The 10,181-nt window shown below is 65.6% G+C and carries 14 protein-coding genes; 12 read left to right on the forward strand and 2 right to left on the reverse strand.

All coding sequences use genetic code 11. The features are described 5' to 3' along the window. Window positions 1-245 precede the first annotated feature (245 nt). Window positions 246-425 (reverse strand): YdcH family protein, encoded by a 180-nt coding sequence (locus EN780_RS18700; protein WP_006203778.1) that lies wholly within the window; start codon window positions 423-425, stop codon window positions 246-248. A gap of 242 nt (window positions 426-667) precedes the next feature. Between EN780_RS18700 and EN780_RS18705 the strand changes: the two genes are divergently transcribed. Continuing rightward, on the forward strand, window positions 668-871 hold the full coding sequence (locus EN780_RS18705) for a YdcH family protein (RefSeq protein ID WP_126057933.1): 204 nt from the start codon (window positions 668-670) through the stop codon (window positions 869-871). Between the two features lie 30 nt (window positions 872-901). Here EN780_RS18705 and EN780_RS18710 read toward each other — a convergent pair whose 3' ends face one another. Continuing rightward, window positions 902-1,702: an IclR family transcriptional regulator gene (locus tag EN780_RS18710; RefSeq protein WP_127283442.1), complete on the reverse strand. Its 801-nt coding sequence runs from the start codon at window positions 1,700-1,702 to the stop codon at window positions 902-904. Between the two features lie 130 nt (window positions 1,703-1,832). On the opposite strand from EN780_RS18710, the gene EN780_RS18715 reads away from it, so the two are divergent. The 11 genes from EN780_RS18715 to purE form a co-directional block, all read left to right on the forward strand. Next, window positions 1,833-2,714, forward strand: coding sequence for a transporter substrate-binding domain-containing protein (locus EN780_RS18715; protein ID WP_127391567.1), 882 nt, complete (start codon window positions 1,833-1,835; stop codon window positions 2,712-2,714). 97 nt (window positions 2,715-2,811) lie between these two features. Continuing rightward, window positions 2,812-3,477, forward strand: a complete 666-nt coding sequence (locus EN780_RS18720; RefSeq protein ID WP_126057930.1) for an amino acid ABC transporter permease — start codon at window positions 2,812-2,814, stop codon at window positions 3,475-3,477. A gap of 1 nt (window position 3,478) precedes the next feature. Beyond that, window positions 3,479-4,129, forward strand: coding sequence for an amino acid ABC transporter permease (locus EN780_RS18725; protein WP_127287158.1), 651 nt, complete (start codon window positions 3,479-3,481; stop codon window positions 4,127-4,129). A gap of 4 nt (window positions 4,130-4,133) precedes the next feature. Further along, window positions 4,134-4,928, forward strand: coding sequence for an amino acid ABC transporter ATP-binding protein (locus EN780_RS18730; RefSeq protein WP_128274957.1), 795 nt, complete (start codon window positions 4,134-4,136; stop codon window positions 4,926-4,928). Between the two features lie 93 nt (window positions 4,929-5,021). Then, a complete protein-coding gene (locus EN780_RS18735) occupies window positions 5,022-5,483 on the forward strand; it encodes a RidA family protein (RefSeq protein WP_127394310.1) in 462 nt (153 codons plus the stop codon). Between the two features lie 42 nt (window positions 5,484-5,525). Then, entirely contained in the window at window positions 5,526-6,701 is a 1,176-nt protein-coding gene (locus tag EN780_RS18740; protein ID WP_245500017.1) for an aminotransferase class V-fold PLP-dependent enzyme, read from the forward strand. Between the two features lie 110 nt (window positions 6,702-6,811). Continuing rightward, window positions 6,812-7,768: a metallophosphoesterase gene (locus EN780_RS18745; RefSeq protein ID WP_128274959.1), complete on the forward strand. Its 957-nt coding sequence runs from the start codon at window positions 6,812-6,814 to the stop codon at window positions 7,766-7,768. A gap of 18 nt (window positions 7,769-7,786) precedes the next feature. Further along, window positions 7,787-8,131, forward strand: a complete 345-nt coding sequence (locus EN780_RS18750; RefSeq protein WP_127287105.1) for a cupredoxin family copper-binding protein — start codon at window positions 7,787-7,789, stop codon at window positions 8,129-8,131. A gap of 46 nt (window positions 8,132-8,177) precedes the next feature. Next, window positions 8,178-8,717, forward strand: a complete 540-nt coding sequence (locus EN780_RS18755; RefSeq protein ID WP_128274960.1) for a sigma-70 family RNA polymerase sigma factor — start codon at window positions 8,178-8,180, stop codon at window positions 8,715-8,717. A 47-nt stretch (window positions 8,718-8,764) separates the two neighbouring features. Next, a complete protein-coding gene (locus EN780_RS18760; RefSeq protein ID WP_245500016.1) occupies window positions 8,765-9,625 on the forward strand; it encodes an anti-sigma factor in 861 nt (286 codons plus the stop codon). 96 nt (window positions 9,626-9,721) lie between these two features. Next, the coding region (gene purE, locus EN780_RS18765; RefSeq protein WP_128274962.1) for a 5-(carboxyamino)imidazole ribonucleotide mutase at window positions 9,722-10,181 on the forward strand (460 nt) is incomplete at its 3' end.

Raw genomic sequence — 10,181 nt, forward strand, 5'->3', positions numbered from 1 at the left:
AGCGGAAGCCGCAAATTGGCGGGCGGCGATGCGACCGTTGCTGACCGCGGTGGCCGACTGCCGGGCCACCCGCATGCCGAGGTGAATGGCAAGAACAGTCCGATATATGGCGCCCGAGGCACGCGATCCGCATGCCTTAAGCCGTGGGAACCTTTATCGGGATAAAGAAGGAAACATCTCCGGCGACAGGGCTGCCACCGGAGAGATGATCGCACCGAAGGCGGCGCGGCTTTGTTAAAGGAGCGTCAGTGCGTCGTCGGTTTCGCCTTCAGCTTTTCAATCTCGTCCTTGATTGCCAGCTTGCGCCGCTTGAGATTCACGATTTCGAGGTCGTCGACCGACGGATGGTTCATCGCATCGGTGATCTCGCGCTCGATGTCACCGTGTTTCCGCTGCAACTCATCAAGATGGGATGCAAGAGACATGATTGGTTCTCCCTTTCATGATTTTCCTCGATTGCAGCCGCCAAAATGCGCCCACCGCCAGTCCGCATCTGTGACAGCACGATGACACTCTGCCACCAACCGATGTCGATGTCGAATGCCGCGTGGTAGCATTCCACGACAATGTGAAATGTGATATGAGCGGCCCGCCGGTTGCAAAATCCCACCGGCCCCGCCCAATCAGGCCCATCTCTTGGGCGCCGCAGACGTGCAGACGGTAGAGAATGTCCGAACAGGAACAGGCCGAGATCCGGCTCGAATTTTCCCGCCTGAAGCAGGAACACGCCGATTTCGACGCCGCCATCAATGCGATGATCGCCACCGGCTGCGACCCCCTGCAGATTCAGCGCATGAAGAAGAAGAAACTCTTCCTCAAGGACCGGCTGATGGCGCTGGAAGACCGCATCATTCCAGACATAATCGCCTGACGCGCGGTCGGGCGTCCCAGCCCGATCGGCTCACGCCGCGATCGACAGCCGTGCCGCGCGCTCGCGCAGCAGGGCGATGAGCTCGGCTGTCCGCTCCTCGGATGTGTCTATCGGAACGACAAGGCACATCGTTGCCTCGACCTTGCCCGGCGCCGAAAAAACCGGCGCCGCCAGGCACTTGGTGTAGGCGTCGACAAGCCCGGAGGTCACGCAATAGCCGGTGGCTCGCGCCTTGCCGATGTCGTCGATGAAATCGTCGAGCTTCAGCTTGCGGCCATCCGGCAGGATGAGGTCGGCCTCGGATACCATGGCTTCGATCCGGTCCCGGTCGAAGCCCGCAAGCAGCAGCCTGCCGGAAGCGGTCCAGGGGAGCGGTATCTGCAGGCCGGTGGCCGAGCTGATGCGGAACGGCCTCGTGCCGGGACTGGAATGGATGATCGTGTAGCGGCCGCTCTGCAGCATGCACAGTTCGGACGTTTCGCCCGTCTCGTGCGAAAGCGTGTCGACCTCCTGCCGCCCGCGCCGCAGCATGTCGTTGCCGCGCATATAGGCCATTCCATAGAGGTAGAGCTTCTTGCCGAAATAGACCCGGTTGCCGTCGCCGGTCAGCTCCAGCAGCCCGGCGTCGACCAGCTCGCGCACCAGCGTGTAGGTCGTCGATCGCGGCGCGTTCACCCCCTTGGCCAGCTCGCCTATGCCGATCGCGCGCTGGGTGGCGTGCAGGAAGTCCAGAATGTGCAGCACCCGGTTGAGGCCCTTCTCGCGTGAGTTCGCGGGCTTCTCCTCGTCCGTTCCGGTCTGCCACTCCGCGAGAGTTTCGCCATCTTGCATTGTCGATTCCTGGTGTTAGTATCTGTCTTGTACAGGATACACGCGTCTCTTGTAAGAGACAATCGCCTTGTCGATCACCGACGCGTGTATCGCTCGTCCACTGGGGAACACAACACGAAAGGAGGTCGCCGTGAACGACACATCCAAAAGACGTGATTTTCTGAAACTGGGAATGGCGGGGCTGGCAACGGCCGGCGTGGTAGCCGCCGCCGCAACGGTCGATGCCAAGAAGGCGGCGGCTCAGGCGGCGCCCGACAGCCTGCTGCGCACCGTGCTCGATCGCGGCAAGCTGATCGTCGGCACCGGCAGCACCAACGCGCCCTGGCACTTCGAGAACGATGCCGGCGAGCTTGTCGGCATGGATATCACCATGGGCAGGATCCTGGCCAAGGGCCTGTTCGACGACCCGACCAAGGTCGAGTTCGTCATGCAGGACCCGGCGCAGCGCATTCCGAACGTGACCACCAACAAGGTCGACATCACAATCCAGTTCATGACCATGACGGCGCAGCGCTCGCAGCTGATCAACTTCTCGCGGCCCTACTACGTCGAAGGCGTCGCCCTGCTGACGCTTCCTTCCGCTGAGAACAAGACCTTCGACAAGCTGCTCGCCGCCGGCTCGGCGACCCGCATTTCCATCCTGCAGAACGTCGATGCCGAGACCTCGGTCCATTTCGCCTTGCCAGATGCTCAGGTGATGCAGATCGACACCCAGGCCAATGTGCTGCAGGCGCTGGAATCCAAGCGCGTCGACGCCGCCGCCGTCGATCTTTCCACGGTGCGCTGGCTCGCCTCGCGCAATCCCGACAAATATTTCGACGCCGGCAAGAGCTGGTACTCGATGCTCTACGGCGCGGCGCTTCGGCAAGGCGATCTCGACTGGCTGACCTACGTCAACCAGACCTTCACCATCGCCATGTTCGGCCACGAAACCGCGCTCTACGACGCCGCCTTCAAGGACTATTTCGGGCTGGAGCCACCGGCGCGTCATCCGGGCTTCCCGGTCATCTGATGCCGTTCGCAGAAAGGGTGCCTGGCGCGCCCTTCCATTCCCTTCCAGCGCGGCGCGACTTGTTCGCGCCGCGGCGGAAGTCTTGAGGCTGCAGCACATGGGCTACGCGCTCAACTTCAACCTGATCTGGCGCCATTTCGACAAGCTCTGGGGCGGGCTGCTGCTCAGCCTCGAGCTTGCCGTGATCTCGATCGCCATCGGCATCGTCATCGGGCTGGTGCTGGCGGTCTGGTACGTTTCGGCCGGACGCACGGTGCGGGCGATCATCGCCGCCTATGTCGAGTTCATCCGCAACGTGCCGCTGATCCTGCTCGTCTATCTGGTCTTCTACGGCCTGCCGACGGTGATCGACATCGCCTACAGCGCGCCGACCTCGTTCGTGCTGACGCTGTCGGTCTATAGCGGCGCCTATCTGGTCGAGGTGTTCCGCTCTGGTCTCGAGGCCGTGCCGCGCGGCCAGTTGGATGCCGGCAAGGCAATCGGCCTCACGCCCTGGCAGCGGCTGCTCCATGTGCGCCTGCCGACGATGCTGCGCATCACGCTGCCGGCGCTCTCCAACACCTTCATCTCGTTGTTCAAGGACACCTCGATCGCCTCGGTCATCTCGGTGCCCGAACTCACCTACGGCGCGCAGTGGATCAACTTCAACACCTTCCGCATCGTCGAGGTCTACCTGGTCACCACGGCGATGTATCTGGTGACCGGCTATGCGCTGCTTTTCGCGCTCAGGCTCGTCGAGCGCCGGTTCAGGGCGGCGCGCTGACATGCTGAGCCAGATCCTCTACGCCGTCCCGTTCCTCGCCCAAGGCTTCGCCATCACCCTGTGGGTGTCGCTGCTGGTCGTGGTGCTTTCGCTCATCGCCGGTGTCCTGTTGGGCGTCGGCCTGGTCTATGGCCCCGCCCCGCTGCGCTGGGCGGTGCGCATCTTCAGCGACACTATCCGTGGCATCCCGATCCTGGTGCTGATGTTCTTCGTCTATTACGGCATGCCGGCGGTCGGGCTTCATCTGCAGTCCTTCTGGGCCGCGGTGCTGGCGCTGACGCTGTTCAAGACGGCGCAGGTGGTCGAGTATGTGCGCGGCGCCGTCGGCTCGATCCCCAAGGGCCAGTCCGAAGCAGCGATGGCGATCGGGCTGACCTTTCGCCAGCGGCTGACCTACGTCATCTTTCCCCAGGCCTTCAGGCGCTTCCTGCCGCCCTGGATCAACGGCGTCACCGACGCGGTCAAGGGCAGCGCACTGGTCTCGCTGCTCGGCATCACCGACCTGATGCAGGCGATCAACCAGGTCATCGGCCGCACCTACGAGGCGATGCCGCTCTATATCCTCGGCGCGCTGGTCTACTTCGCCGTCAATTACGCGCTTTCGCTGGCCAGCCGTCGGCTGGAGCGACGCTTCTCCTTCATTCGGGAATAGCATGATGTCCGACGCCTCAAACGCCCGTCCCGCGCTGCTCGAAGTCCGCGATGTGTCCAAGGCCTTCGGTGCCGTCGCGGTGCTGCGCTCCGTCAGCCTCGAGGTGACGCGCGGCGAGGTGGTGACGGTCATCGGGCCGTCAGGCAGCGGCAAGACCACGCTGCTGCGCTGCGTCAACTTCCTCGAAAGCTACGACAGCGGCTCGATCCGCATCGACGGCAGGGAGGTCGGCTACCGCGACGCCGCAACGCGCCAGCGCCGCAGCGAGCGCGACTTGGCCAGCATGCGCGCCGAGACAGGCATGGTGTTCCAAAGCTTCAACCTGTTCCCGCATCTGACCGCGGCCGGCAACATCATGCTCGGCCTCACCAAGGTGCGCGGCAAGAGCGCGGCAGAGGCGCGCTCGATCGCCGAGCACTGGCTCGGCCGCGTTGGCCTTGCGCACAAGGCCGACAGCCTGCCGGCCGAGCTGTCCGGCGGCCAGCAACAGCGCGTCGGCATTGCGCGCGCGGTGGCGATGGAGCCGAAGATCCTGCTTCTCGACGAGATCACCTCGGCGCTCGATCCGGAACTGGTCGGCGAGGTCTTGGCCGTGGTGCGCAGCCTCGCCGAGGACGGCATGACCATGCTGATGGTGACGCATGAAATGGCTTTCGCCCGCGATGCGTCCAGCCGCATCGTCTTCATGGCCGATGGTGGGGTCAGTGCCGTCGGCCCGCCGAAGGAGATCCTGGCGGCGGAGACCACCAACGAGCGTCTCCGCAGCTTCCTGGCGCGGTTCCGCGCCTCGCATTTCTGACATCGGGCGGCGACCCAAAGCAACTCCAGGAAAAGTGCAAGCCGTTTTCCGTCCGGAGTTGCGTAGAACAAAGAGAAGCCGCAAGGAGACTACATGACGCCCTATATCCGGCTCGCCGAACTCGGCCTGAAGCTGCCAGAGCCGCCGACGCCCATCGCCAACTTTGTCACCCACGCCGAGAGCGGCCGGCTGATCTTCCTCTCCGGCCAGGGGCCGTTGCGCGCCGACGGCACGCTGTGCACCGGCAAGGTGGGCGAGGACGTGACGGTGGAGGAAGCCTACGAGCACGCCCGCCTCACCGGCCTCAACCTGCTTGCCGTCATGCATGCCGCTGCCGGCGACCTCGGCCGCATCGTGCGCGTGGTGAAACTGCTCGGCTTCGTCAACGCCACGCCGACCTTCAGCGACCATCCCAAGGTGGTCAATGGCTGCTCCGATCTTTTCGCCGACGTCTTTGATAAGATCGGCGGACATGCCCGCTCTGCGATCGGCGTCGGCTCGCTGCCGGGCAACATCACGGTCGAAATCGAGGCGGTGGTCGAAATCGCCGCCTGAAGTCTTTTCAATACGGGATTCCAGAAGATGACGATCTCCAACATGACAATCCGCGAACGGCTCGGCCTGCGCCCGATCATCAACGTCTCCGGCACGATGACGACGCTCGGCGCCTCGATCATCGTTCCGGAAGCGATCGCGGCGATGGCGGAGATCGCCTCGCAATGGGTGGAGATGGACGACCTGCAGCGCGCTGCCAGCACGGTCGTCGCGCGGCTGACGGGCGGCGAGGCCGGATTCATCACCGCCTGCTGCGCTTCAGGCATCACCATGGCGATCGCCGGCGCGATGACCGGCACCAACCTTCTGGCGATCGAGCGGCTGCCCGACGACACGGAAGGGCTGAAGTCCGAGGTCGTCATCCAGCTCGGCCACATCGTCAACTACGGCGCGCCGATCGACCAGTCGATCCGGCTGGCCGGCGCCAGGGTCGTGCCGGCGGGCACCGTCAGCGTCACGCAGGACTATCATGTACGCGAGGCGATCAACGAGCGCACGGCGGCCGCCCTCTACGTCGTCGCCCACCACACGGTGCAGTACGGCATGCTGTCGCTGGAGGAGTTCTGCGAGATCTGCCATGCCAAGGGCGTGCCGGTGATCGTCGACGCCGCCTCGGAATATGATCTGCGCAGCTTCCTCGCGCGCGGCGCCGACATCGTCGTCTACAGCGGCCACAAATTCCTCTCCGGCCCGACCAGCGGCATCGTCACCGGCCGCAAGGACCTGGTGCGCGCCGCCTATCTGCAGAACCGCGGCGTGGCGCGAGCCATGAAGGTCGGCAAGGAAAGCATCGCCGGCACGATGGCCGCGCTCGAAGCCTGGGAGAAGCGTGACCATGCCGGCATCCGCAAGCGCGAGGAAGCGGCGCTCAACCTGTGGAAGGACGCGCTGCAGGGCCTGCCCGGCATCGTCGCGCGCATCATCCCCGACCCGACCGCCAATCCGCTCGACCGCCTGCAGATATTCGTCGCGCCCGAAAGCCGCTTCACCGCCACCGGCCTCGCCTCGGCGCTGGCCGCCGGCTCACCGCCGATCATCGTGCGCAACCACGAGGTCGAGCGCGGCCATTTCTTCCTCGATCCCTGCAATCTCCATCCCGGCGAGGCCGAGATCGTCGCCGAGCGCCTGCGCGCCGTGCTGGCGGCAAAGGAGCGTCCTGCGGATGCCATGAAGGTGGCGCGCAAGGATTCAGCCGGTGCCTTGCGCTGGCCGGACTAGCATTCCTGATCACGACAGTGTGAACGACCGGGTTTTCGCCGGGCGGGAATAAACCGCCGGCATGACGGGTCTCCTCGACATACGCCGCTTCGGGCGTTGAGGAGACCGACATGACCCATCACCACGATGACGACGGCGGCGACGGCATCAGCCGCCGCCATGCGCTGGAATGCATGATCTGGGCCGGCACCGGCGTGCTGTGGACGATTTCGGGCGGCGTGCCCATATCGCTCAACCTGCTCGGGGCTGCTCAAGCCGCCGAGGCCATGGCCACCGGCTTCACCTTCCTGCAGATCTCCGACAGCCATATCGGCTTCGACAAAGCGGCCAATCCGCATGCCATCGACACGCTGAAGGAAGCGATGGGCAAGATCCAGGCGCTGCAGCAAAAGCCCGCCTTCATGATCCACACCGGCGACATCACCCATCTTTCCAAGGCGGCGCAGTTCGACAATGCCGCCCAGATCATCGGCGGCGCCGGCTTCGACGTTCACTATGTGCCTGGCGAACACGACCTGATCGACGAGGGCAACGGCCAGGCCTATCTCGAACGCTACGGCAAGGGCACGAAAGGCGCCGGCTGGTACTCGTTCGACCAGAACGGCGTGCATTTCGTGGCCCTCGTCAATGTCGTCAACTTGAAAGCCGGCGGGCTCGGCAATCTCGGCGCCGAGCAATTGGCTTGGTTGGCGGACGATTTGAAGGCCGTCAGCGCCTCGACGCCGGTCGTCGTCTTCGCCCATATTCCGCTGTGGGCGGTCTATCCCGAATGGGGCTGGGGCACCGAGGACGCGGCGCAAGCACTCGGCCTGCTCAAGCGCTTCGGCTCGGTCACCGTGCTCAACGGCCACATCCATCAGATCATGCAGAAGGTGGAAGGCAACGTCACCTTCCACACCGCGCGCTCGACCGCTTTTCCGCAGCCAGCGCCCGGCACCGCTGCCTCGCCCGGACCGATGACGGTGCCGGCCGGCCAGTTGCGCAGCCTGCTCGGCACCAGCCGGGTCATGGTCAAGCAAGGCGGCCAGGACCTCGCCATCATCGATTCGACACTGGCCAACGCCTGAACGGCAAAGGAACCCACCATGATCTGCATACGCCTTCCGGCCCGGCACATGGCCGCTATGCTGACCGCCTTCGCCCTGACCGCGGCGACCTCCCAGCCGCTCAGCGCGGCGGACGCGCCGATGGTCAAGATCGAGAACTTCGCCTTCACGCCGCCGGTGCTGACGATCAAGCCCGGCACCACTGTGACCTTCCGCAACGACGACGACATCCCGCATCTGGTCGTCGCCAACGATTCCTCCTTCCGCTCCAAGGCGCTTGACACCGGTGACACATATGAATTCACCTTCACCAAAGCAGGCGATTTTGCCTATTTCTGCGGGCTTCACCCGCACATGCAGGGCAGGATCACCGTCGCTCCCTGAAGGCGCGCGGCGGACCCAGCCCGGGGTGCCGGACAATGGTGCGGTGTTGAGCGAAAAGGCCCTGGCCGAGCGCTTCGGCGCGGTGGTGCTGCCCCATCTCGGCGACGCGCTTGCGCTCGCCCGGTGGCTGACCGGCAGCGCCGCAGACGCCGAGGATGTGGTGCAGGAAGCCTGCCTCAAGGCGCATGCCGGCATTGCCGGCTACGCCGGCGGCAACGCCCGCGCCTGGCTGCTGACAATCGTGCGCAACACCGCCTACAGCTGGATGTCGCGCAACCGGCCGCGCGGCACGATCGCCGTCGGCGACCTCGGCGATCTCGACGAGATGGCGGCGGCGCATGGCGCCGGCCTGCCGGATGACAATGGTCTCGAGGCGAGCCTCATCGCCAAGGCCGATGCGGCGGCACTTGGGGCGGCGATAGCGGCACTGCCGCAGCCGTTCCGCGAGGCGCTGGTGCTGCGCGACATCAATGGCCTGAGCTACCGCGAGATAGCGGCCATGCTCGGCGTGCCGATCGGCACCGTGATGTCGCGGCTGGCGCGCGCCCGCGGCCTGCTTGTGTCTGAACTGGGGAGAGCGCCATGACCGGACATGACGACGGACTGCCCAACGATCCGGAAGGTATCAGGCTGATGATCCATGCCCTGGTGGATGGCGAACTTGATGCGGCAGCGGCGTTGGCCGTGGAGCGGCGCATCGCCGCCGACCCGGCGCTTGCCGCCGAGCATGCCCGCATCGTCGCGTTGCAAGCGGCGGTCAGCCGCTTGCAAGGTCCCGATGTCAGCGATGCCTTTCGGGCCCGCATCGCGGCGATCGGCATGGCGGGCATCGAACAGCAGGCGCCCGCCGAGTCGGCGGAGCCGCAGCGGGGTGCGTCGCCGGCGCTACCAAGATTGATTGCGGGCGCTGGCGGAGGCCAGAGGCGAGAAACCGGGACGCGTCCCTTCCAGACGCGGCCATCGTCAAGGACACGCCTTTTTGGCTCGTTCGATTGGCGGGCGCTGGCGGCGTCGATCGTGATCAGCGCGGTGCTGGCCAGCGGCGCAACGCAATGGCTGATGTTCAACGGCGCGTCCGACAGCTTTGCCGCGGCGGTCGCCAGCGGCCATCGCCGCAGCCTGCTCGCCGCCAGCCCGATCGACATCGTTTCGTCCGACCGCCACACCGTGAAGCCGTGGCTCGACGCCCGCATCGGCGTGTCGCCCCCGGCGCCCGACCTCGCGCAGGACGGCTATGCGCTGATCGGCGGCCGGGTCGAAGTGATCGCCGACCGGCCCGTGCCGGCATTGGTCTATCGCCATCGTGAACACCTGATCACGCTGGTCGCCGAACCGCAGCAGGGTGGCAGTGCCAGCCAGCCCGAGGACCTATCGTCCGGCGGCTTCTCGCTGGTCCACTGGAGCGACGGGGCCTTCTCCTACTGGGCGATCTCGGACATGGAGCGGCCCGAACTCGACGACTTCGTCGCCCGCTTCCGCAAGGCGGCCGTGTAAGCCGGTTTATGGCCGCCGGCCTCGCGATGCCGGCGCGTCCTTGCCGTTGCCGGCGAATTCCGCTAAGGCGCGCCTTTGCCGCCGGGAGCGAAAACTTTGACCGATCAGCGTGCCGACGTCGCCATCATCATGGGCAGCCAGTCCGACTGGGCGACGATGCGCCACGCCGCCGAGACGCTGGAGGCGCTGGGCATCCCGCACAAGCGGCTGATCGTCTCCGCCCACCGCACGCCCGACCGGCTCTATGATTTCGCCAAGAGCGCCAAGGCGGCCGGCTACAAGGTGATCATCGCCGGCGCCGGCGGCGCCGCGCACCTGCCCGGCATGACGGCGGCGATGACGCCGCTTCCCGTCTTCGGCGTGCCGGTGGAATCGAAGGCGCTGTCCGGCCAGGATTCGCTGCTTTCCATCGTCCAGATGCCGGCCGGCATTCCGGTCGGCACGCTCGCCATCGGCAAGGCGGGTGCCGCCAATGCCGCTCTTCTCGCCGCCGCCGTGCTGGCGCTGAACGACGACCGGCTGGCCGCCCGGCTCGACGCGTGGCGCGCCGCCCAGA

Origin of the sequence: Mesorhizobium sp. M4B.F.Ca.ET.089.01.1.1 (assembly GCF_004022605.1) — a bacterium.
Lineage (GTDB): Bacteria > Pseudomonadota > Alphaproteobacteria > Rhizobiales > Rhizobiaceae > Mesorhizobium > Mesorhizobium abyssinicae.